This is a genomic window from Mucilaginibacter sp. Mucisp86 (genome assembly GCF_047324315.1).
In the GTDB taxonomy this organism is placed as follows: Bacteria; Bacteroidota; Bacteroidia; order Sphingobacteriales; family Sphingobacteriaceae; genus Mucilaginibacter.
In genome coordinates this window covers 4,067,110-4,092,526 of the sequence record NZ_CP168503.1, presented here as the reverse complement: position 1 = coordinate 4,092,526, position 25,417 = coordinate 4,067,110, and the positions used below count along the sequence as shown (strand labels likewise).

Genomic DNA, 25,417 nt, shown 5'->3' with positions numbered 1-25,417 from the left:
AACAAACATGAAAAATCTAAAGCCATTTATATGGCAGCATACTTATTGATAAAATCTTTATAAGCTAAGGCAATCCCCTCTTCAAGTCCTATTGTATGTTTCCATCCCCTACTGTGCAGTTTCGAAACATCCATTAATTTTCTCGGGGTACCATCCGGCTTTGTGGTATCGAAATTAATCTCACCATTGTAGTTAACAATTTTCTTTATCAGCAATGCCAGGTCTTTAATGCTAATATCCTCCCCGGTGCCAACATTCACCAATCCTTCCTCATCATAATTCTGCATTAAATAATAGCATGCTTCCGCAAGGTCATCCGCAAACAAAAACTCTCTTTTGGGAGATCCCGTCCCCCAGATAGTAACACCCGGCAAGCCTTGTTGTTTGGCTTCATGAAAACGCCTTATCAGGGCCGGTAGTACATGAGAGTTTTGCGGATGATAATTGTCGTTATAACCGTACAAATTAGTGGGCATTACCGATATATAGTTGCAACCATATTGCGCGCGATAAGCGTCGCACATCTTAATCCCTGCTATTTTTGCAATAGCATACGGCTCATTGGTTGACTCGAGTTGTCCGGTGAGCAAATAATCTTCTTTTAATGGCTGCGGTGCCATTTTAGGATATATACAACTTGACCCTAAAAACATCAATTTTTCAACCCCATTAAGGTATGATTGATGAATTACATTATTCTGGATTTGCAGGTTATCGTACAAAAACTCTGCACGGTACGTGTTGTTTGCAACTATACCACCTACTTTTGCAGCCGCTAAAAAAACATAATCAGGCTTTTCTTGTGCAAAAAAGCCAGCAACTTCCTGTTGGTTCCTTAAATCAAGTACATCAGAAGTACGGGTAATTATATTATTAAAACCTTCTTTCACAAGCTTACGGTATATGGCAGAACCAACCATTCCCCGATGGCCGGCAATATATACTTTGGCGTTCTTTTCCATCCGGGTTACTCAAATTGATTTTTAATAATGTAGCCAGATTCCTTCAATAATTTTTCTTTGCGAAAATGGTTAACATCTGCATTCATCATATCTTCTACCAGCATCTTCAAATCATACTTAGGTGTCCAGCCCAATAATGTTTTTGATTTAGTAGGATCACCTATTAACAAGTCTACCTCAGTTGGGCGAAAATATTTTGGATCAACTGCAACTATTTCCTTACCAATCTCTATTTGAAACTCGGCTGATTCGCAAGCAGTCACATAGCCTTTTTCATCTTCACCTTCACCTCTAAACTCTATCTTGATACCTACTTCGGCAAAAGCCATCCTAACAAACTCACGAACGTGCGTGGTAATACCGGTAGCAATAACATAATCTGTAGGCCTATCCTGTTGTAATATCAGGTACATCGCCTCAACGTAATCTTTTGCGTGCCCCCAATCGCGTTGAGCATCAAGGTTACCCAGATATAATTTATCCTGAAGCCCCATGGCTATTTTAGCCGTAGCGCGTGTAATTTTGCGGGTAACAAAAGTTTCGCCGCGTAACGGACTCTCGTGATTAAATAAAATCCCGTTACATGCATAAATACCATAAGCTTCGCGGTAATTCACTGTAATCCAATAGGCGTACATTTTTGCTACTGCATATGGCGAGCGGGGATAAAATGGAGTTGTTTCAGATTGTGGTACAGCCTGCACCAAGCCGTATAGTTCAGAAGTGGAAGCCTGGTAAATTTTGGTTTTTTTCTCTAAGCCCAATATTCTGATAGCTTCCAACAAGCGTAAAGTGCCAATACCATCAGCATTTGCGGTATACTCGGGCGTATCAAAACTTACTTTTACGTGCGACATAGCGCCGAGATTGTAGATTTCATCGGGCTGAACCTGTTGAATTATCCGGATAAGGTTAGTACTGTCACTTAAATCACCATAATGAAGTATTAGCTTTATATTACTATCATGCGGGTCTTGGTATAAATGATCGATACGATCTGTATTAAATAACGAACTCCGGCGCTTTATACCATGTACTTCATATCCTTTTGAGAGCAGCAGCTCTGTTAAATAGGCTCCATCCTGCCCCGTAATGCCTGTTATTAAAGCTCTTTTTTTCATATCATAGGTATCTTTGCAAAATAATAATAAAATTTATCATCAAAAAATATGACCGGACAAATCGGCAAAATACATCTAAATTAGATCAGCTATATTAATATTATCGCTGAAACATCGTTATATCAGGAGAGAGGGCTTACAGTATCATTTAGTAAAGGACAATCAAATCTTTTAAAAAGAAACGAGCTGGGTTTTTACGCCTTTTAAAGCAATATATTGCCATCATTAAAATGCCTGTTTTTGCCCCAAATGAATATCTGTATCAAATTTACACTGTAACTCCTGGATTAAACCAAGTTTTGCTATGCCACATTCAAGGGCAACTATGGTCATTTACAGGTACAACTGTACTTATCAAATTTCTCCTTTAACAGCAGCAAGGATACTAAAACTTTCCTTTCAATATCTGTCCAATGTAATTTTTATTCCCAGTAGTGCGCATTCACCTAATATAAGGTGTTGTATAGAAACAATTATGGTTTTAAACAATAATGTTACCAAATATTTATAAAAATTAATTAGCGCTTTATAAGGGTAAAAAGCGCTAAATTAATTTTGTTTATTTAAGAAATTGTATTCGGATATCATATCTGAAGTACGCATCCCCGCTGTAAATATGCGTAACCTGCTAACCGAATTGTTAGCTGTTAATGATAACTGATTCAATGGTTTGAAAACAAAGGCTGTTGGAATTCTTACCCACCCCTGTTTACTTTGATAATCGCCGTTACATAGTATACCATTAACCATAGATGATAATACGTGAGCCTGATTATCCAACATAAATGAAATAATATTTTCACCGCGTTTGATCAGCTTTTTATCACAATTATAAGATACGATCAGGTTTCCGTTTTTATACAAATCAACGCCAATATCGCCTCCAGCCCTTGCCTCAACCTTTAAAATGCCGTCATTATTATCTGCACGACAAGTTATTAAAGTACCTACAGCCATCTGATCTGATAGCTTCAGCTCAAGTGTTACGCCATCCCACTGCGCTTTACTGTCAAGAGCAATGGTTTTCTCAGAATTAGCACCGGCATCTCTGCTAAAGTCTGTTGCCAGGTAGTCATTGGCAGGGGTAGATGTTGTGCCTTGCGCCCATAGTAAATCAAGCAGCCTTGGATTTATTTTATGTATACGGGCGGTCTTTTTTTGCGTTTCTGTGATATAATAATTACCATCGTCCTCTATCAAATCAGGATAGCTGATCAGTAAATATGTTTCGATAATCTGGCTAAACATGAGAATCTCGGGCTGTGACCATTTTATCAATCCTGTATTAGGGTCCTCAATCCCCCCCGACAGCCAAACCGGGTTCCTATGGCCCGAAGTAAAACTATCATTATGATACCACAACAGAAATTTGCCATTTGAGCATTTAAATATCCTGGCACAAGCCCTTGGGTTCCTTATAGTATCTCCATAAGCATATAAAGCTGGCACAGGAGTTGTCCATGTTTGGCAGTTATCGTAAGAATAACAAATACCGGGATACCCCTGGGCTGTTCTGTTAAGGCTCACAAAAGAACCGTTACTTAACTGCTGAACATTAAACTCTTCCTGTACATTACCCAGAAATGGGGATACAATACCGTGGTCGCCTTTCGGAGTAAAATTCCAGATAACTTTTGAATTATCTGTCTCTGTATTTATGTTGGGAGAACTTAAGATAAATCCCTCATGTGTATCTAAATTGCCGTTGTTCTTGGTAAAAGCTAAAAACATTTGCCCGTCCGTTGAAAGTATCGGCTTATCAATAGTCCACCATTGCTGGTGCTTACCCTTATCATGATAAACATTCACCAGGTCAATTTGAGTAACTGGAATATCGATCGTGTTTCGCGCTGACCAGGTTTCTCCATTATTGTCAGAATATTTATAACACATTTTACCTGTTAACCGGGGTGAAAAGCCATGTGTCAAATCATCAATATCATAGCCATAGATAACATAAATCCTTCCATTGCTATTTAAGAAAGGGACAGCATAAAATGCTGCAGGGCCAGTTGCGGGCTCAAGGTCACCTTTCGCCTGCCATGATTGCCCTTTATTATAACTCATACTAATCCCCACGGTTTCACCTGCAGAGCTTTCATTTGCAGGCGACTTGGTATAAAAGCAAATCCAAGCCCCGTTTGATAATTTAAGAATATAGGGCTGATCAATATAGTCGCTATGAAAAATCTCAACACCTGTTTCGATATCAATTGATTTTGCTATATCGCTCCTGACAACAAGTGTATCAGGATCGTTTATAGCTCTATTTTGACCTTTTTTGCAGGAAAAAAGTAAACTAAGCGCACAAATCATTACAATTGATCGTACTAAGAAATTAGGAGAGGCATTAAAAATAACAAGGTGAGGTTGTAAGTTTTTCTTCATATATATACTAAATTATTTTTGCTAAAGCGGATAAAATACCCTGCACGGAGAAATACGCAAATGTTATTGCAACATATCTTTGATCTATAAAAAATAAGGCTGGAAAGTGCGGCCAGACGGAGGTTTTCATTTATTAAATAATAAACAACAATTGTTTAGATTAGGGTGACCACAATTAAATCGTATGTGAGCGCAAAAGTGATAAAACAAGGTTTACTGTAGATAATCAATACGTTAAATTTAAATGCAAAATAATAAAATTTTGATAATTTATTTTACCTTTACCAATAAAAAAATCAACCATTTTACATCATTATTAATGAAAATACAATTGAGAAATTAACCTTAAATAAATATCATTTGTAATAATTTCCTATTCGTTAATATATAAAACCGAGCAACTTGTCAACTGCCAAAAAATTTGCCGGCCAAACGGCCATCTATGGAATAAGCACCATAATAACAAGATCACTTTATTTTATTCTTACACCTATTTACGTTGGCCTATTATCTGCAAAAGTATATGGTGTTTTTACCAAGATGTATAGTTGGGCGTCATTGCTGACTGCAATACTATCTTTTGGAATGGAAACTACGTTTTTCAGATATATTAACAAGTATCAGGATAAGAGAACCATTGTATATAGTAATTCGCTTGTTGCAGTTGTATTTACGTGCATCATATTCCTGGTAGCAGTATTCATGTTTATTAGCCCAATGGCTTCCTGGCTAAGCGACGGCAATTCGGCAACAATTAATGACTATGTTTTTTATATAAAAACCCTGAGCATAGTTTTGGCAATTGACGCAATCTGTATAGTGCCATTTGCCTTGATCAGGTTTAATGGTAAACCGAAACGTTACGCTACTATTAAAATACTCAACATTGTATTTGTTGTAACATTAAACCTATTTTTTTTATATGGCATTCCTGTAATTATTAAACAACATTTTATGGGTTCGGGTTGGTTTGAACAGTGGTACAGGCCTCACTGGGTAGGATATATTTTTTTGGCAAATATGCTATCAAGTATCTTTACCTTTTTAATGCTAATACCTGAGCTAAGCCAATTCAGGCCTAAGTTTAATGGAGATATACTTCGGGAAATGCTCATTTATAGCTGGCCTATCTTTATAGCCAACATATCATATATCATTAATGAAAATCTTGATAAAATTATGCTTGGCAAACTGTTACCCCCTACAATAAGTGAACAACAGGTAGGTATATACGGAGCTTGCGCCAAGATCTCACTATTTTTAAGCTTGTTTGTACAGGCTTTTAGACTCGGCGCCGAACCATTCTTCTTTAGCCATGCCAAGAACAAAAACGCGGGCGAAACGTATGCCAAAATAATGAACTATTTTGTGATAGTTGTATCTGTAATATTTGTAGGACTGGTTGCAAATATTGAAATACTGAAATATTTCATTAAAGGTCATGATCCTGTGCAACAAGCTATATACTGGTCAGGATTGGGTGTTGTTCCGTTGTTATTGTTTGGTTACGTTAGCCTCGGTATCTACATGAACCTTTCGGTATGGTATAAGCTTTCAGATCAAACAAAATATGGTTTATATATTTCGGGCATAGGAGCTATTCTTACCATCATTCTTAATATTATTTACATACCTAAATATAGCTACATGGCATCGGCCTGGATATCGTTAATAGCCTATACAGTTATGATGTTATTATCATATATATGGGGTCAAAAAAATTATCCGATACCCTATAAACTGAAAAAAAACGGGGCCTATATTTTATCATCATTAATCATTGTCTTCGTTTCGTTTGTTGTTTTTAAAAGAAACTTAATAATAGGTAATGGATTACTGGTATTATTTCTGACGGCAATAGTATTAATTGAAAAAAAGGATTTTGCTGCCTTGCTTAAAAGAAAAAATTAACGTAACCGTATAGACCTGTAAAACTGGCCGGGGTATATACATGGGGTAATGCGCTTACTGCTTTTGAAAAGATGGCTGAAAAATAGCCTGTACAGAATCAATAAATTAGTAAATCTATAAAAGCAAACTTAATTAGTCAATCCTTAAAAAGTCAATAAATAATTAGGCATAGTTATATCAGGTGATTTAAGTATTTGCGAAAGGATCCGGGTAAGCGATATAAAAAGAGCCAAAAGCTTGTCTTTCCAGATATTGATCATTCTTTTGAAGTTCATAGCGGCAGCAGCGAGCATCACATTGATGTTATCGCCTTTGACTCCTTTGTAAAAGTTACGGCTTAGACGGTGATCTGCCTTCAAATGACCAATTTTAGGTTCGATAGCGGCTCTTTTGGTAAACCCTTCCTTTAATTTGGCTTTTTGATAGTCGGTTAGTTTGCTACTGAAAGTTTTGGGTGTATGGATAGTGGTTCCAAGTACCTCTTTTCTTCCCCGGTAGCCCCGGTCTACAAAGGCTTCTTTGAGTTTATGGCCGGTGAGCCTTTGCTGTTGTTCCAACGCTGCATCCAGCGTATGTCCGTCGTAATCATTTCCGGGAATGTTTATCGCCCCAATGATCACGCCGCTCTTTTGGGTGACCGTGATCGATACTTTACTGCCAAACTCATATTTCTTATGCTCTTTGCATTTGCTGATACATACTAACTCAGGTTCATGAAGACTATAAACCTTATTTTTGTCCTGACGTTTTTGACGGAGTACCCGATCAAATAGTTCCAGGTCTGTTTTGTAGTTTTCTGCCGGTAATTTTCTTTGCAACTCGCGTACTAATCTGCCGGCTATCGTTTTTACTTTCTTATCAGCTTTGCGTGCTTTTGCACCGTTTTTGGGATGGTTTCTGAAGCGCTGGTCGACCCCAAGTTTCTTTAATGTACGGGTATAACTTTGGCGAAGTTCTATCCCCGCTTTGCCAGCTATCCCAACACATTTTTTGATGATCTTCCCGTGTAGTTTACTATCAGTAGGATAAGTGATATTCTTTTCCTGTACAGTGGTGTCTATGCTGGCTTTATTTTCTTTACCGCCTTTGCCGTTGATGCGGATACTTTCCTTCAGGATCAGTTCCACGCCTTCGGCACCGATCCGGTTACGGAAATGGACCAGTTCAGAGGCTTCACACGGAGCTTTTGCCGTAAAAGTCTGCTCGCCGCTAAAATACTGGTAATAAGCATTCTCTGACCACTGTTCCACTACGCTTTCATCACTCAGGTTACGGATATGCTTCAACATCAGCAGGGACACCATCAGGCGGATCGGTTTAGCAGGACGGCCAAAGTTTTCCCGGTAATGTTTTTTGAAGCTTTCCTCAAACATATTCCAATTGATCACATCAGCCAAAATGTACAGCGGATGTTTATTAGACAATTGTTCTTTTAAGCCAGGTTGTAAAAAACTCAATTGAGTAGCGTTTATCGGCTTATTAAGCATAAATATCTGCAAGCTTTTGATCTCAATATCGGAAAAACTTGCAGATTATCGCTTTGTATTTTATCAACAATTTATTGATAGTCAGATGTTTAAATACTTATCAAGGGGCGACTATTTAGGGTAATGCACAATGCAATCATCCATCCCCTTATAAATGCACTTATAGACAAGATACAGATACCCCCATTGGTAAGAAATTGTATAGGGCACCCTCAAGCTAAATTAGGAATTGAGCTTAAGCAAGATCATGTATGACCTGAAGGCCGTTAAATGAGGAATAACTTAGTAAGTTACCGGTTAATAGTTTATTCATTTAAATAAACTATTAACCCCGTACTACAATATTAAGTAAGCAGCTCCCGCTTATTTATTCTATCCTAATTCTCCTTTATATCGGCAACCTGGGCGCCTACTACAATTTTCCTGTCGGTTGATAACGATTTCAAATTTCCGTTGTCTGTTACACATTGGATAGTATTATTACCAATATCAGAACCTTTAGTATGAGAAATAAAAATACCCACATGACGGGAGTTACGGTCAGGAGCAATTTGTATATTATTATCTCTAATTACCAATCCATTGTTAACCACCGCAGTTTTACTATCGCCACCAAACATCGATGCTTCTATACCACCTGAAGCCAAATTATAACCGAATGAAAATGCATTATTGATAATATTTGACCTGATAGTAATATTGCTGTTACCGGGGCTCTTGAACCCACCGTTAAGCTCAGATAATTGCTGAAGCATTATACCCGATGAGTTAGCATCTGCTATTGTATTTGATAATATTTGCACACCACTTACGCCACACAGGTAGATGCCGCGGGCGTTAACTTTTTGAATAAGGTTATTTTGGACAACTAAACCTGGCGACCTATAATTTTTGGAAATAAAAATAAACGAGCCATTTTTCACCCCCGATGTAGGAGTATCAAGGGTAATTTTATATTGTTTAAGTTGTCCGGCAGGCGAGGCAACCAATTCTATATTAGTAATTTTTGAAGTTAAATATTCGTGTAAATCATCCGGATCACTAAGGGTAACATCTTCTCCTATTGATAAATTATACCTTAAAGCAGCAACAAACGCATTGCCTCCCCCTGCGGCTTGAACGGTTCCGCACAAATTGCTTGCTATCGAAATCCCATCATCCCCGGAAGCAATAACTGTAGAGTTAGTTACATTACAACCCGCGCCGCTATTAGTCATATTAATGCCATCGGCATTTGAAGAAATATATTGGCTACGGCCTGCTTTTGGTATAACTTTTACATTTACACAATTAAATTTACTTTGCCACAGTGCTGTAACACCTATTGATGGAGAGGAATTTATAGTCACATTTTTAATATAGTTACCCGAATTTTTTATCGGGGGATAACCTAAAAAGCCAATTGCCACTGCACCACTATAATTTCGCTCGGAAATTGAAAGCAAATCTCCCGGCTGAATTTGATTAAGTCCATAGTCTAAAATAGCGTTGCTAACAACCGGATTCCCTACTATACTTATACTGCTATTTGACAAAGAACTACCTTTATCTATCGCCATACGAGCGATAGGTACGCTTTTATAAGCACCACCTCCAACTTTACGGAGTACAAAGATCCTTATTGAATTTTTTCCTGAATTATCAAAATCTGTTATTGGCCGACCTTGAATTGACGAAATTGATATTCTTCTTCCTGAAACATCCACCGAAGAAACAATTGCTGTAGTGAAGGGTAAATCAGATTCATAATCAAGACTAAAATTTTCCAGACCAATCTGGCTTGAATTACGAATTAATATACCACTTGATTTTCTCGATTGAATTATAAAGCTCGATCCATTACCGAGTATATCGACATTTTTGCAGCTTTCAATATTGATGCTGGCTGCTTTCCCTCTCGCATCAAAATAATAGCTTCCTTTTGGAATATTCACTATCGGAATATTGTTATTAGCCGCGTAAGTAACCGCAGCTTCCAAAAGTGGGGCTGAATTTAGAGACTTATCTCCGGGCAGCATATTAGCTTTTGCTATTCCCAGCGATATCAAATCCTTAGAAACGTCGAGAACAGTTTTTTGAACTGATGTAATTACCCCATTACCGAGGCCATATGAATTAAAGAAACTAACTGACAACATGCCAGTTAGAAGAATAACTATTGAGAGCTTTTTTGGCTTAAACATTGTATTGTGGATTTTTAAACAGCGCATTTGTTTGTTTACTACCGAAAACAACAATAATAAACGATTAAAAATTAATTAAACCGTGTTGTTACGATATAACGTACGGCAACACAAGAAATTGTTTTTAACCGGATTTGTTAAAAATCAATTGCTAAACAAAACAGGAATACCGCTTTTAAAACTCAAGCTACAATGAAGCTGGCTTTCGTTTTGCCGGAAATGCAAAAAGCCAGGAAGTATATTTCGATTTCATAGCGATATTGTATACGATCAACGGTACTATTAGCCCGATTAAAACACCCGAAACAATTAGTATTGCAGAATTATTTATATGCAGGAACTTACTTAATACAATACGACAGCCGTTACCCGCCAGTAAATGAACCAGGTATATCGCTAATGAATTTATTCCGAGATATTCCAAAAATTTCAATATTGATTTCTGCGCTAAAAACTCGCATATAAAAAACACTGAAAAGCAACCGGATAGCTGGCAGAATATTTCATTATACCAGGCTGTATGAGGATAATTAAAATAAATATACAAAGAGCAGCTATAAATGATCAGATTTAGGATAAACAAATAACCATTCGATATAATTTTTTTTGTTAACCCTGCATATTGCGACAAAAATATCCCTGTCTGAAAATAAATCAAGTTAACAAATACCTTCTCAAATGTATCTTTTCCAAAATCATGTACCGCAGCCGGCATGATGTAATAAGCTATCCAAACCATCAATGAAATCAGCAGGCCCCATTTTTTAGTAATTTTAAAAAACAGCACATTTAAAATATTAATAAAGAACAAGGCGTACAAAAACCAAAATTGCGAACGGGGTATATAAAGGCAACTCGCCAAAACATCCGAATGTAAATGGTTATTCGTATACGCCGATAGCTTTATCTCAATTACAGTTTGTATTATTGACCAAATAACAAACGGGTAGGCGATGGTTTCTAATTTAATTTTTACAAAAGGCCAGGTTCCCCGTTTGTTGAAGCTATTTAAAAAAAAGTAGCCTGAAAGCACAAAAAACAAGGGCATATGAAAACTGTAAACAAAATTAACCGAATAATAAAAGAATGTTGGATCTATCAGCTTTACTGTTATGAGGCCCTTAATAACATGGCCAAATACAACTAAAATTATTCCTAAACCTTTCGCATAATCAATCCAGTTAAGTCTGCTTCTTGAAATATCGTTTTTCATAAATTAATTGTTTCAGGCTAAATTAGGTTATCAATTAAACAGTGCTTATTTTTTCGAATCAAAATCGGTATAAAAAGTTTCAAGTAATTTAATATTATTAACCAGATTGTGCTTCGAAACAACATACTCACGCCCGGCTACGGCTATTTCCTGAGCGTGCTCTTTGTCATTAATCAGGCCACTGATAATATCAATAAATTCGTCTTTATTCATACAGGCATAGCCATTAACGTTGTTTTGGATCACATCATTACATCCATCACATTTGCTGGTTACCGAAGGTACCCCGAGCGCCATTGCTTCAAGCAAAGACAGGGGCAAACCTTCAAAAATTGATGTAAGAAGAAATATGTCCAGGCTTTTTAAAAAATCCTGTGATTCCTCTCTCGTTGCCCAGCTTAATATATGAAATTTGTCTTGAATGCCGTATAGATTTACACGGTCAATGGTCTGCTGTTTTAAATGATCTTCAAGGCCGGCACCTAAAATATAAAACTCGGCTTGCGGAAAACGTTTAATGATCTTATTTGCGATTTCAACAAACAACAGTGGGTTTTTTTGATAGGTCAGACGTGCTATAGTACCTATTTTAATAACAGGAGATTCGAACAAGCCCGTTAATTTGATGTCTTTTAAGTCGGGGATATCTATAGCATTGGGGATAACCGTTACTATTTCCTCGGCATGTCCAACTTCATATACGCACCTTATTGCTTCAGAATAAGAAACCGCCAAAATTTTATCTGTATATTTCTTTACAAAAACCTCCAACCCAAAATAAACCATTCTCTTAATACCGGTGAAAGACAAGTATGATTGTCCATGCGGAGAAAAGACGGATTTAACAGATGCCATCCGGCAGGCTATCCTGCCGATAAAGCCAGCCTTGGCACTATGTAAGTGTACCAAATCAGGTTTAACCTGTTTTATGATCTTCTTGAGTTTAAAGATTAATATAAAATCGTAAAACAAACTTGTTTCCCGACCTCTTACTATATTATAAATTTTTATGTTTCTTTTATTACAAAATTCGCTGAACCCGTCGCTAAATGGCGCAACAACAACAAATTCAAATTTATCTTTATCAATATGCTCTACAACCGTCCTTATGTAGGTTTCAATACCACCTAAAGATTGAGTTATATATAAGATCTTTTTCTTACTCATAAAATCAAACTAATACTTCGAGAATTCTTTTTTCAAATGTTTCCAACTTAAAGCTCTCATTTTTTGGAAAGGAAATAAAACTATGTTTATTTTTTACCACCTCTTCAATCGTCTTAACCAAACCAGAATAACTCGCATCATAAATAATTCCATTTTGGTTATCTGTAATTACTTCTTTAACACCGGTTACATCCGCAGCAATACTAAATAAATCACATATTGAACTTTCAACTAACACGGTAGGTAAGCCTTCTGATGATTCTATTACACTGCCAAACCCTTCATACTCGTTATTTTCTGTTTTAATAGAACTAAACAATAAATAATCGCAACTCTTCATCCAACCCAAAACATTGTCATTCCAACCTAACCAATGTATATGCTTACTGATATTATTTTCAAGAGCATAGTTTGATAATGCTTCTTTAAAACTGATTTCCGCTGCCGATTTTGGATCACCCGAGATAAACAATGCCACCGGAACACTCGGGTTCAACTCGCAAATGACAGACTTTATGGCACGCACAATATGATGCAAGCCTTTGTGCGGCCGAATAGCACCAACATACAAAAATCGGATAACGGATCTATCGCCATTTGTTTTTTGGCCAATATATTCCTCAACCTTTGAGGTATCTATCTTTTCATATTGTGAAAAATCAATGCCGTTATAAACAACAGATTTCTTATTTGATTCGGGTAAACTATCGGCCACCGCCTCGCTTACACAAAGTACACTATCAAATAATTTCAAAAGAAGCTTTGAAAGTGATTCAGGTAGCCGGCTTTTTCCATGAAAATGGAGTACCTTGGTTTTTTTAAAAAAAATCGCCGCTGCAAGCATCATAACAGCTCCACGTGGATCACAGCAATACAAAAAGTCATATTTTGACGACCTGATTAACTTTAAGGTCCTTAAATAGAACGGCAGCAGTCCCAAAAAAACGGATTTAAAGAAGTTTGACTTTTTAAACCATGAATCTTCATCCCCGTATTTTAATAAAACAGGGTTTGCATTAATGTAAATAATTTCATCTACATGCTGCTCATAATTTTTCTTGATATTACCAAACCTGTCGTCAACTACCAGTAGGCTTACAGTATATCCGTTCTTTTTTAAAATCTTACATACGTTTACTGTTATTCTTTGGCTACCCGAAAAAAAAGGGTAAGCTTCAAATATTAAACATCTTTTATGCATGGGGATTGTTATCTGACAATATTTATTTCAAAATGGCGCAATGCCACCAAACTATGATATTTACTAATTATTAAGTTTATCAATTATTAGTTTGCTCAAAAACTCATTTGCATTCCTATCAAATGTCAGGAAATCTTTTGTGCCGCTGTTTCTATCAGACAATGCTGATAACAGCGTTTTACTGTCCTTACATTCAGTTAAAAAATCATTCAAGGTATCCGGGTTATTAAATGTATAGCTTTCCATCGATTGGTGATAGCTATATCCCAATTTATTCTTATCAAATTGAGAATTAGGGATATAATAAAATCCTGGAATATCGCAATAAATACCATCAGTTACTACCATGGTCAATATTCCGAAGGTACTTACAGTGCCTACAATAACGTCTATTGAGTTCAAAAATGAGTAAATATCTTTTTCATAAACTATTACGTTATCATCCATATAACTTCCCGGCTTAAACACCCTGTTGGGCCGCGGCTTAATAAGAAAAGTACAGTTACCCTTGCCAAAGGCGCCCTCAAATAAACGTTTTACATCGCTAATGTAGGTATCCTGATAGGTTTCAGAGTTATAAGTGAGTACAATCCCCACATAAATCTTACCCTGTTCGGGCTGATGTTTGGTAATATTCGTATTCAACAGTTCATAATCTATCCGGCCCCCTGCTATTAACTTGCAATGGTTAAAAGAAGCGTAATTTGCGTATAACGTACTTAATTGTTCTTCCCAGTTATTTTTAATTAAAACGGAAGGCAGAATGTTATAATCAAGAAAGAAATACGAAAAGTGATCTATAACATTAAATTCGGTGCCATGAGGAACCAATATGCTTGTTACATTTGGGTTATTATATTTTTGCTTACTTATTCCGGAATAAATCAGGCCGGCTGCAGATCCTCCCCTAAAAACATTCACTACTTTAATCTGCAGATCGGACGCCAATTTCTCAACCAGGTCGTTCTCAAGTAAGTTATAAAACAAAAAGAAATATGTTTTAGTAATATTACTTGAATTCCACTTTACCGGGTAATAAGGCAGTAAATCCTGAAACTCCGATAATATAGCATTCAATTTTTTCCGAAAAGATATAAACTGAATGGCTGATCTTAAAAACCTTAAAGGAGCAATAGAATATTTCCCTAAAAAGTATATGGATTTATTCCAGTTTGAAGACGATTTAAAAATGTAAGGATTAGGGTGTATAACCGTTACGCCCTTATCTGACATATTATCTAAAAATTTATAATCTATCTTTTCCCGGTTATTGGCAAACGAATGCCAAACCAAAACATTACTGAAAGTATATTTTTTTCCAGAAGTTAAATAATTAGCCAATAAAAGAAAATATTGCAAAAACACAGTATAAAACCGCTTTAGTCCATTTTTTATCCGGACGCTGGCATTTTCTGTGGTAAGCGAATTAACCCAATAACTATTTGAATCATGTATTTGCAACGTTGTTTTAATTTGGTGCTTGACAAGCACTCCGTTACAAAAGTTATATAATTCGATATTTTTCTTATTTATCTTAAAATTAACGCTGTCATATCCCTCTGATTTACAAAAATTAATAAGGTTTTGCAAAATAAGAGGGTGCTCAAGTATTTTGATATCGGCTAAAAAATACCGGTTAATTGATGTATAGAACAGGCCTTTTAAACTGTAAGGATCAAATTGCTCAGAAAACAATTTTGAAAAGATTTTCCTGCACAGATCTTGCGACACTTCCGGGTCAGCATAAAAATGATCTAACGGGTAATATTCTTTAAAATCATTGCTATCCGAAACGTTAACGTGCTTCATAGTGACAATTGTTTATTGAGCTTTAATTTTTGTAAATTTATCCTTTAACTTTAAAAAGTAGGTTTCGAAATATTTATATGAAAAGTGTGCAAATAAGAAAGTAATTACAAGTACACTGAAATTCAGAACAAAAAACAACTCGGATACACTAAAAGTTGATGTGAAATTTAGCTTAAGAGCCACAAATAAAACAAAGTTCACTATCAACATGTGATACATGTAAATGCCGTATGATACCTTTCCTAAATAAGTTAGAAAATTCAGCCTATTAACAGCTGGTAAATAAGTTAAGGTTATAATAAGCAATGAAGCTATTATGGCACATATAGAATCATATACCTGTTGATTATAACCTTGAACCACATTAAAAACGTCAGTAAAAAACACTAAAATAAAAAGTATAAAAAATAAAATTCGGCACCACAAGCTTGTAAAAAGCGAAATTGCCAACTGTTGATACTTGTCAACTAATATGGCGGATATCCCGCCCATTATCATAAAATCAAATAAAAACCTATATTTAATTAAAAGAGATGATGGAGTTAAAAAGTTATAAATAAATATGACGAGGTAAAGCACTATCAGTATACCAAGTACAAATCTGGCTTTAACCTTTTTAAATAATACCGGCCAAAACAGATAAAATTGTTCTTCAACACCAATTGACCATAAAATGGCAAGCGCTGATCCCGGCGAATATATCCGTTGAAATACATTTGACAAAAAAAGCAAGCAAAGTACCAAAGCCGTTCCTATGCTGTAGTTATCCTTTCCATGAATACCCATTTTAGGAAGAATAACATTGTAATAAGTTAAGCCAATAAGCAATACCAAAAAATAAACCGGCCATATCCTGAGAACCCGGCGCATGTAAAATTTCTTTAAATCGATGTCATTTAAAGCCAGTTTCTCCTTAAGCAGTAACCGGGTAATTAAAAACCCGCTTAACGTAAAGAAAAAGTACACCGCCTCGGCCCCTTTATGGAATATCGGTAATTTATCGAAAATGTTTACATGAAGTACAGTTACAGCGATTCGCGGGATATGATATATAACAACGCTTACCGATAGAAAAAAACGAAGTAGGTCAAGATTCTGGTAATATTGAGTTGTATTAATAACTTTTTTCATTCAATTAATAAAATAATCGATATTAACGCTGCAGTAATTTTAAATAAACAGAGAAAAAATTGCGTGTTTAACTGTTATCAAACACCAGGCTCCCTTCAGGTGCAGATTTATTGGTATCTTGCTTTTCCAATTTCTCTTTCACAAATTTTAAAGGGAAATAAACAACAATTAAAGTTTGAAGTACATAAACCAAATATGTAGTTGACCAGGTTTCGGCATAAAATAACAACACAACAACTATACATTTGTAAACAACAGATTGATTATTTGCAAGCCATTGGGTAATCCGGGCCATTACAAACCCAAACAACAAAAATATAAGGATTCCAAAAAAGCTAAAATTGTAGTAAGATTCGGTCATTGAGTTTAAAGGCAGCCCCACGTCATCTCTTCCCCAGAAATTTCGCACTACGTCCAAATCAATAAAGTCGGGTTTAGCATCTCCAAGTAAGCTTTTAGGGAATGCGAAAGTTACAAGATTCAGGTATGAGTCGCCCAATAAAAAACCAGCCTTTGAGGCATTTTCAAAAACCATCTCGTCTCTGAACTGAAGTTGGTAGCCACTTAATTCATAATACCACTCATCTTCCACTTCAGACTGATCCTTTATATTATTCAAAATATTAGAAGTATCCGAGAAAGAACGACGAACAAGGCCCAAAATGCTGAATAGCATTATTGCGCTACCACCAACCATAGCTATTTTTGTTATGGAAATAGAAAAACCGGGCTTTGATGAAAATATCGTGAATAACGCAGCCAGTGAATATATTATAAAGCCTCTGCCACCCGATATAATGTATTCAAGTATGATAGCAGGCAAGTATATGAACAATAATTTTTTCCACGGACGATTAGAAAAAACGCGGAATCCAATTAAAACAGGAACTATAATTAAAACAAATGCGGTGGAAAAAGCCACGAGATAATTGGATTGCAAAATCTTTGATGCCTCTTCATTACCCGAGCGCCTCGTTAACAAAAAAAGCAGGTTGCCACCCGTAATACTATATAAAGCAACAGTACTTCCAACTAAAAAAATTGCACAAATAGCTACTAAAAAGGTGTCTTTTGTGATTGACACCTTTTTTATAACCGGGACCTTGGACTTTCTCTTTACTACTAAAAAGTAGCAAATCAATAAAACAGCTATACAAATAGCCTGATATAGTAACAAAAATGCCGAATTTGCATAATAATCGCTAATGCGAAATTTGGATGCACCAAGCAACGAGGCATCAACTAATTTACCAATACTGGTATACCCAAAATAATAGGGAAATTTCAGGAATTCATATATGAACGAAAAAAATAAAAAGAAAATTGGCGGTTCGTATACGTATTTAAATAAGCCAGATCTTAAAATCTGCAAAATAAATAGCAAATAAACAATAAAGACAACCTCACTTAATATGAAATAGAACCCGCCCGTGAATTTGAAATTCAATAATAGAAACCCCAAAACAACATAAAATGCTATATCAATAAGCTTTATATACTTTTTAAATTCAAACATTTTATATCATCATATATGACCTCAGTACTTAAAATAACAGGACTAAGCCAATCAGTATTTAATCCAAATCTTTTAAAACATTACTTATCCCACCATCAATATTGATGTTGGCACCGTTTATAAACCCAAGTTCATCCTCGGCCAGTAACAGAGCTAACTGAGATACTTCGCGTGGTTTACCTATGCGCTGGCTGGGATGCAGTTCATTAAGCATCTGAACTTTGGCTTCATCATTATTAAAACCGTCACGCAACATCTGGGTATCAATTGCAGCCGGGCTTATAGCATTTACTCTTATACGGCCTTGCAAATCAACAGATAGTGCTTTGGTTAAACCAACCAAAGCGCTCTTCGAACTTGCATAAGCCAGGAACCGTTTCTTTGTAAGCTGATGGTGGATACTTGCTATATTTATAATTGAACCTTTTGAGCGTTCAAGCCGTGTTAAAAAGAACTGGCTTAACATTAACGGCCCCGTAAGATTAACATTGAGTGTTTGGTTCCAGTCCTGCAAAGTAATCTCATCCAAATTGCTGAGAATTTGTACCGCAGCGTTGTTTATAAGTACAAAAAGCTCAGGTATCTCTTCGTTAAAAATAGCTTCAATACTCGCCTTATACTCCGTATCAATGCAATATTGATGTAAGTTGAATTTGAAAAATTTATCGCAGTACTCCGGCTGGCTATCCTTAAGATCAAGTCCAATCACTTCATATCCCTTTTCTTTAAAGGTTTTAGCCAGCTGACTTCCAATACCACCTAATACACCGGTTATTACTACTGTTTTAGCCATTCTTATTGTATTCCTAAATAACCAAACATTAATTCTATAGCTCTCAAACTTGCCCTTACTACAGCCTCTTTGGTATTAGAACCGTTATGAGTACCAAAAATACATTGTTCGAACTGGCGTAAAGGGCTATCCTGTGGCAAAGGTTCAATTTCAAAAACATCTAGCCCTGCCGATTTTACTTTACCCGAATTTAATGCATCAATTAAAGCGGTTTCATCAATCAGTGGTCCGCGCGATACGTTGATGATTATCACACCATCTTTCATTAAAGCGATACTTTCTTTATTAATAAGATGGTAGCTTGACGGAGTTAATGCACAGGTAATGATCACAAAATCTGCCTCTTCTAACTTTTCCGGAAAAGGAAGGATCTGATTAACCTGAGCTTCCTCGGCAGTTAATTTGCTGAACGGATCATAAGCATTAACGTTAACCCCAAAGCCTTTTAAACGCCGTGCCGTACCCAATCCTATATCGCCTATACCTATCAGGGCTACAGTTTTGCCTTCAACAGACATACCTGCAGGTTTTATCCAGTTTCCTTTGCGTACTTCGCGATCAACACGGTAACTATCACGAGCTAACCCTGTAAAATAAGCAAGCGCCATATCGGCTACTTCATTTCCAAACATCCTTGGTGTATTTGAAATAGGTATACCTAATTTTTCGCAAGCCTTAAAGTCAACGTTGTCCACGCCAACCCCCCATTTTACAGCAGCTTTCAATTTACCCTGAACGCCCGCCTGGAATACTCTTTCTGTTGCAGGATCATCCCCAATTATCCAACCTTCTACCTGTGGTACCAACTCGATAAGTTGTTCTTCAGTTAGCGTTTGTACTACCTCCGGCAAAATCAATTCGATACCCTTATCTTCAAAAAAATGTTTTAACTGATCTATTCCTCTTAACATCGGAGGACAAGTAATTAATATTTTCATACGATCTTATTTATCATTTTATATAAAAGTTCGGCTACGATGAAATTAAATTCCACATCAATATCCTGAGCCTCAATTTCCGGCATTTCAAACAAAAACGGACGGTCGCCAATCCTGTTATGTTTTCTTTCAAGTATTGATTTGGTAAAGACATAAAAACAAGAGTTTTCCTCAAAAATAGGCGGAAGATCCTGGGTGCGCAGTAATATATTCTGATTATGATTGATCGGCCTTGCTAAAGAATCCCAAAACCTTACATGCTTTCTTGTTACCGAAAACAACGAATCATACATAGGTTGTATGTCGAAGAATTTCTTAATTCCCGCTGTTAATGTCTCAACCGTTAATAACGGATTGGTGCTATGTGTTTGTAAATAAAACTCAGAAGGAACCTGGTTAATGCTGTTCAGCAATACATCATTCATAGGTATGGCACCGTCCCTTAAATGCTCCGGCCGTTCCAGAACAAGCACTTCAGGAAAAGAGGTCTGGGCTTGTTCAATAACAATCGGGCTATCGGTATCAATAACTACCTTATCGATTAAAGGACAATCTAACAGTGTTTGAATTACATGATGAAAAAGTGGCTTTCCTGCAAAATCCCTGTAATTTTTTCCAGGAACCCTTTCGCTTGAGTGCCGCATCGGTACAATAGCGACTAACTTAAATTTATCCATTTGAATATTGATGTTTGTAGATGTAAAAAACAGGAATTATCCCTCAAAGCCACTGTATATAATTCTTTCCCCCGACGGCGGCAAATGAGTTAACTCACTATGACGGGGAGGTCTTTTCATATCATTTGGATAATATAACCTGTTCCTCAGTGTTTCATTGATCTGGTTCTTTTGATTATATCCGAGATAGGTACCCCAAAATTGCATATACCTAAACATGATAATCGAAAAAAAGTTGCTCGTAAAACTTTTATCGTGAATAGCATGAAAACTATCAGAAAAAATATTGGCAATTGTTAAACGTATAAAATTGAAAAAAGAAAACTTTTCATTAGGATAGATTATTTTCAGCGCAATTGCCTCCCTCCTATATCTATTTTTTATACGTGATGGTGTTTCTTCATGTACGTGCACTATTGGGGCCAAAGCCTCGTATGCTATTTTATATTTTTTCTCTTTTATTTGACTGGCCCAGGCTAAATCCTCCAATCCTGTCAATGACTCATCGTACTGCTGCTGCTCCCAAAGCTCTTTCCTGACAACGCAATTAGCATTATTACAAAAAGAAATTGCCTGATCATAATTTGAAAACGAAGGAAACCACTTATTAAAAAGTTGTTGTTCAGAATATTTAGATACCTCGCACCCAACCTGTCTGCCATACACTAAAGCGACATTTTTATCATGAAAAGGCGCTATCATCCGCTCTATCCAATCGGTATAAAGGGGATAAACGTGCGCGCTTGCAAAAAGCAAATATTCCCCTTGCGCGGCCATACACCCTCTATTCAAAGCCCTGCCAAAAGAAAACTCCTCAGGCCTGATATTAATTACCTTCACACCGTATTCTCTGGCAATAACTACTGTATCGTCATTTGAGCCGGAATCAACTAATATAACTTCAACCTGCTGAAATATAGTCTGCCGTTTTACGCCTTCAAGCAGCCTCCTTATATGTTTTTGTTCATTATATGAACGAATTATTAAACTACATATCGGTTTCATAACAACAATTTTTAACGACAACAGTAATTATCTTCAGCTTATCAGGCAATACCCAATAAATTATTCTATTTTCTTTTTCCAAATAGTTTGCTTAGGAAATGAGGTTTTTCTTCCGTTGTGCTGCCATAGCCATAACCATACCCGTAACCATAGCCATAACCGTAACCATAACCATAATAGCCACCTTTTTTAGTTTTAATGTCATTAATAACTAAATATGCTCTACGGAATTTCCTCTCCCTTGTTAGTTCATTAATTATATTTAGCTGCGATTTATAGGTATATTCCTGTCTAACAATATATAAACTGGCATCAGTATGCTTTTCTATTAACTGGGCATCGGAAACCAAACCTATTGGCGCACTGTCAATAATGATATAATCAAATTTTTTCCTGAGTTGATCTATTAATTCATTGAACTTATCACTAAGTAATAATTCGGTTGGATTAGGAGGTATTGGACCCGATGATATAATAAAGCAATTTTCAGAGAAAAATACTGGTTGTATGATATCATCAACAGTCATGCTTTCAGACACAATATAGTTGGTAAAGCCAGTGCTATTGCTATCCAGCCCTACGTTTTGCGACAATTTCGGCTTCCTTAAATCCAACTCCATTAACAGCACTTTCTTTCCGCTCAAGGCCAGTACACTACCAAGGTTCATGGTAATAAATGACTTACCTTCCCCACTCATACTTGATGTAACCATCAAAACATTACTTTTTCCTTGTGTTAAGACGAACTGGAGATTTGTTCTTAGTCCTCTGAATTGTTCAGATAATATTGACCTTGTATTATTGCTAACTACCAGTGAAATACCTTCAGGGTTATTGCCGATTTCACCTACTACAGGAACCCTTGTATTAGATTCAATATCACTTTTATTTAAAATTTTGATATTAAGTAAGTTTCTTCCGTAAACGTAAACTCCAGGTATTATCAATCCTAACATTAAGCCAATCAACATAATAAGTGGTTTTTTAGGCTTGAAAGGAAGATAATCGCTTTTAGCTGGGTCTATTATCCTTGCGCTATTAGCTGTAGAGGTTTTGGAAATAGCAGTTTCTTCTCTTTTTTGCAACAAATAAAGATATAAATCCTGCTTAAGGTTTTGCTCTCGGGTATAGTCAAGGAAGATCCGCTCTTTCTTGGGGATGGTAACAACTTGACTATTAAGTGCCTGATTTTTAGATTGAATTTGCTTTAAAGAGGTAGTTATCGTTTGTTTATAAGACTCAAAACTCTTTACCAAACTAATCCTAACATTTTCTATTTGCGAATCAACAGACTGTATAACTGGGTTATTATCCTTGTAGGATAATGCCATTTTATCTCTTTCAATCAACAAATCATTATATTTACCAATACCGGCGGCAAAAACCGGGTCAGGAACGGCAAACGAACTTGGAATTATCCTCTTGCTGCTGGGATCGGTAATATATTTCTCAATATCATTTACTATGGACAACTGCACCTGCAAATCACTCAGCTTATTGTAGTAAGAAGAAACATTATCAATTAAATCCTTACCTTGCTGATCAACACTGGCAAGTTTATTCTCTTCTTTAAACTTTGTAAAGTTGCCTTCTATTCCCGATAATTCGCTGGTTACTTTACTCAACTGCCCATCTATAAACTTCAACGTTGTATCTGCTATTTCGGTTTTATTTTGAAGGTTAGATAACAGGTACAAATCCATTAGCTTCTGCAAAATTACTTCGCCCTTTTTTGAGTTAGGGTATTCAAATGCTAATGCTAAAGTTGTACTTTTCTTATCGGTTAATTGAACATCCAGTTTAGTCATTAAATCATCTACACGTTCATCAACCGATTGAATATTTATCTTGTAACCATTGGTACTGGTTTGCCCATTTTTGGGCTCAAACACTAAATCATATTGAGGTAGCTTTATCCGTTCGCCGAATTTGGCTTGTAAAGTGATATTATCTTTACTATTCTCTAAATGAATGATATTGTTTTCGATGTCAACAGTATAGTTCCTCTCGGCTATTGAATCAACCTTACTTATTAGCTTAACCGAGAAAGGGGCATCAGCAAGCTCAAGAGATTTTATTCTGCCCTTTGAATATATGGTTATATTAAGGCCTAAGTCATTTACAGTTCTTTCCATTAACAACCTTGATTTTAATATATCTAGCTCATTATATGAATTACTTGTCATGTCAAATAAATCGGAAAAATCTATTGAACTGCTTTTCAGAACCTGGTTACCTGCAGAACTTGATTGACTTTCGTCAATCAGTATCTGGCTATTTATTTTATATGCAGGAGTTCCGTACCGGATAAAGAAAAAAGCTCCCAAACAAAATATAATTAACCCAATTACAAAAACTATCCAGTGACTGATAAACATTGCGATAAGCTTCTTCAAATCGAAGCTGTCCTCTCCATTAGTTATGTCAGTATTGAATTCCTGATTTTGAATTCCCATTTGTAGTAAAAATTATTTGATTCGTGTAAGTAAGACAATAAGTACCGATAAAGCGGCTCCAACGATAGTAAAAGTCCGCGCCTGTGCAACGTCTGTAGCTGCAGCTTTTGCTTTACTTGGCTCAACATAAATAACATCGTTTTGCCTTAAATAAAAGACCGGAGAAGAAATAATATCACTTTTTTGAAGATTAATCCTATATGGAGTTCTGGAACCATCCAAATTTTCCCTTATTAGTAAAACATTGTCCCTTTTGCCAAAAATTGTCAAATCCCCCGCCAGCGAAATCGCATCAAGTATGCTAACCTTTTCGTTCGGAGTAATATAAACTCCCGGTTTTGCAACCTCACCTGTAACGCTAAATTTAAAATTGGCGTACCGCACAATTACTGTTGGATCTTTGTAATATTTAACAGCTTCTTTGAGCACCACGTCTTTAGCTTCACTTGTGGTATACCCTAATAACTTAATTCGCCCCAATACAGGCACTTCGACAAAACCGTCTTTATGCACAAGATATCCTGCCACTACCGGCTGATTCAAACTGCTTGCGCTACCTACCGCCGATGCAGTTCCCGGTACAGGAATATTGCCCAGGTTTATCATAGCTGTAGCTTGCGGATCAACAGTTTGGATTAAAATTGTAATAATATCATCAACCTGTATTGTAGGTTCTTGATATTCTGCTCTCGCAAGACTCTTCATTTGCCCCGAATCAGGTATATCTTGAAAATATTTGATCTTTTTTGAGGATGAGCAAGAAAATAAACCGGCAGAAATGAGGAAAATCGACAGGAATACTAATGAGTTTAACAAGTAACTTTTTCTCATAAAGTTTGAGCTTTCATTTTTAATAGGTATAAAGTTTAAAGCACCGCAATATATGTACTTTTTTTCACACCCAACAATTTAATTTATCATTTTTTTTAAAAAACAGGGGTTTACCGTAGCTTTTTTTTAATCAAAAGTGCATTTTAATATAATAATCAAAATTATGCTTGTCCCATTGTACCACCAAAGTTCATAGGAAACCCAGGATGATCGGGTTGTACTTTGATGCGGCCGTTAATAGATTCAAATTTTTCGATATTATCCTGCAATGCCGAAAGAAGGCGTTTGGCATGCTCAGGGGTTAATATAATTCTTGATTTCACCCTGGCTTTGGGCACGCCGGGCATAACTCTTATAAAGTCTAATACAAACTCCGAATTTGAATGGGTAATGATAGCGAGATTTGAGTAAACACCTTCTGCAATTTCTTCTGATAGCTCAATGTTGAGCTGATTTTCATTTTGTTCTTCCATGTTACTAAAGTAACAAAAAGACGTTCTTTATAAATTGTCTTTTTGTAAGGTAAATACTGCGTAAATATAGCTTTTAAGAATACAATTACATCTTATATTCTGCTTCGCGAGATCGAACGTAAAACAGTGATATTTTACTTTTGTTTTAACTATCT

19 protein-coding genes are annotated in these 25,417 nt (G+C 36.2%); 1 reads left to right on the top strand and 18 read right to left on the bottom strand.

From position 1 onward, the window contains the following. Positions 1-26 precede the first annotated feature (26 nt). From fcl to ACEN9X_RS17380, 3 genes are all read right to left on the bottom strand, one after another. The gene (fcl, locus tag ACEN9X_RS17390) at positions 27-962 is read right to left on the bottom strand and encodes a GDP-L-fucose synthase (protein ID WP_413666323.1); all 936 of its coding nucleotides are present in this window, start codon (positions 960-962) and stop codon (positions 27-29) included. Positions 963-967: 5 nt separating this feature from the next. Continuing rightward, on the bottom strand, positions 968-2,083 hold the full coding sequence (gene gmd, locus ACEN9X_RS17385; protein ID WP_413666322.1) for a GDP-mannose 4,6-dehydratase: 1,116 nt from the start codon (positions 2,081-2,083) through the stop codon (positions 968-970). A gap of 549 nt (positions 2,084-2,632) precedes the next feature. Beyond that, entirely contained in the window at positions 2,633-4,471 is a 1,839-nt protein-coding gene (locus tag ACEN9X_RS17380) for a sialidase family protein (protein WP_413666321.1), read from the bottom strand. 402 nt (positions 4,472-4,873) lie between these two features. On the opposite strand from ACEN9X_RS17380, the gene ACEN9X_RS17375 reads away from it, so the two are divergent. Next, on the top strand, positions 4,874-6,382 hold the full coding sequence (locus ACEN9X_RS17375) for an oligosaccharide flippase family protein (protein WP_413666320.1): 1,509 nt from the start codon (positions 4,874-4,876) through the stop codon (positions 6,380-6,382). A gap of 143 nt (positions 6,383-6,525) precedes the next feature. Here the strand turns inward: ACEN9X_RS17375 and ACEN9X_RS17370 are convergent, their stop codons facing one another. From ACEN9X_RS17370 to ACEN9X_RS17300, 15 genes are all read right to left on the bottom strand, one after another. Then, the gene (locus ACEN9X_RS17370; protein ID WP_413666319.1) at positions 6,526-7,869 is read right to left on the bottom strand and encodes an IS5 family transposase; all 1,344 of its coding nucleotides are present in this window, start codon (positions 7,867-7,869) and stop codon (positions 6,526-6,528) included. A gap of 377 nt (positions 7,870-8,246) precedes the next feature. Continuing rightward, entirely contained in the window at positions 8,247-10,052 is a 1,806-nt protein-coding gene (locus ACEN9X_RS17365) for a hypothetical protein (protein WP_413666318.1), read from the bottom strand. A gap of 187 nt (positions 10,053-10,239) precedes the next feature. After that, complete coding sequence (locus ACEN9X_RS17360) at positions 10,240-11,265, bottom strand: acyltransferase family protein (protein WP_413666317.1); 1,026 nt, start codon at positions 11,263-11,265, stop codon at positions 10,240-10,242. A gap of 45 nt (positions 11,266-11,310) precedes the next feature. Then, entirely contained in the window at positions 11,311-12,432 is a 1,122-nt protein-coding gene (locus tag ACEN9X_RS17355) for a glycosyltransferase (RefSeq protein WP_413666316.1), read from the bottom strand. 4 nt (positions 12,433-12,436) lie between these two features. Then, positions 12,437-13,633, bottom strand: a complete 1,197-nt coding sequence (locus tag ACEN9X_RS17350) for a glycosyltransferase (RefSeq protein WP_413666315.1) — start codon at positions 13,631-13,633, stop codon at positions 12,437-12,439. Between the two features lie 63 nt (positions 13,634-13,696). Further along, complete coding sequence (locus ACEN9X_RS17345) at positions 13,697-15,442, bottom strand: hypothetical protein (protein ID WP_413666314.1); 1,746 nt, start codon at positions 15,440-15,442, stop codon at positions 13,697-13,699. Between the two features lie 12 nt (positions 15,443-15,454). Continuing rightward, entirely contained in the window at positions 15,455-16,573 is a 1,119-nt protein-coding gene (locus ACEN9X_RS17340; protein WP_413666313.1) for an acyltransferase family protein, read from the bottom strand. Positions 16,574-16,640: 67 nt separating this feature from the next. Continuing rightward, positions 16,641-18,089 carry an O-antigen polymerase gene (locus ACEN9X_RS17335; protein WP_413666312.1) on the bottom strand — a complete coding sequence of 483 codons (1,449 nt, stop codon included), beginning with the start codon at positions 18,087-18,089 and terminating at the stop codon, positions 16,641-16,643. Positions 18,090-18,147: 58 nt separating this feature from the next. Continuing rightward, a complete protein-coding gene (locus tag ACEN9X_RS17330; protein ID WP_413666311.1) occupies positions 18,148-18,882 on the bottom strand; it encodes an SDR family NAD(P)-dependent oxidoreductase in 735 nt (244 codons plus the stop codon). A 2-nt stretch (positions 18,883-18,884) separates the two neighbouring features. Beyond that, the gene (locus ACEN9X_RS17325) at positions 18,885-19,820 is read right to left on the bottom strand and encodes a phosphoglycerate dehydrogenase (protein WP_413666310.1); all 936 of its coding nucleotides are present in this window, start codon (positions 19,818-19,820) and stop codon (positions 18,885-18,887) included. Next, on the bottom strand, positions 19,817-20,497 hold the full coding sequence (locus ACEN9X_RS17320) for a cytidylyltransferase domain-containing protein (protein WP_413666309.1): 681 nt from the start codon (positions 20,495-20,497) through the stop codon (positions 19,817-19,819). The genes ACEN9X_RS17325 and ACEN9X_RS17320 overlap by 4 nt, the downstream gene beginning before the upstream one ends. Before the next feature lie 36 nt (positions 20,498-20,533). After that, positions 20,534-21,523 (bottom strand): glycosyltransferase family 2 protein, encoded by a 990-nt coding sequence (locus tag ACEN9X_RS17315; protein ID WP_413666308.1) that lies wholly within the window; start codon positions 21,521-21,523, stop codon positions 20,534-20,536. A gap of 44 nt (positions 21,524-21,567) precedes the next feature. After that, on the bottom strand, positions 21,568-23,958 hold the full coding sequence (locus tag ACEN9X_RS17310; RefSeq protein WP_413666307.1) for a GumC family protein: 2,391 nt from the start codon (positions 23,956-23,958) through the stop codon (positions 21,568-21,570). 12 nt (positions 23,959-23,970) lie between these two features. Next, entirely contained in the window at positions 23,971-24,789 is an 819-nt protein-coding gene (locus tag ACEN9X_RS17305) for a polysaccharide biosynthesis/export family protein (RefSeq protein ID WP_413666306.1), read from the bottom strand. A gap of 161 nt (positions 24,790-24,950) precedes the next feature. Then, positions 24,951-25,262: a DUF3467 domain-containing protein gene (locus ACEN9X_RS17300; protein ID WP_413666305.1), complete on the bottom strand. Its 312-nt coding sequence runs from the start codon at positions 25,260-25,262 to the stop codon at positions 24,951-24,953. Positions 25,263-25,417: the final 155 nt, after the last annotated feature.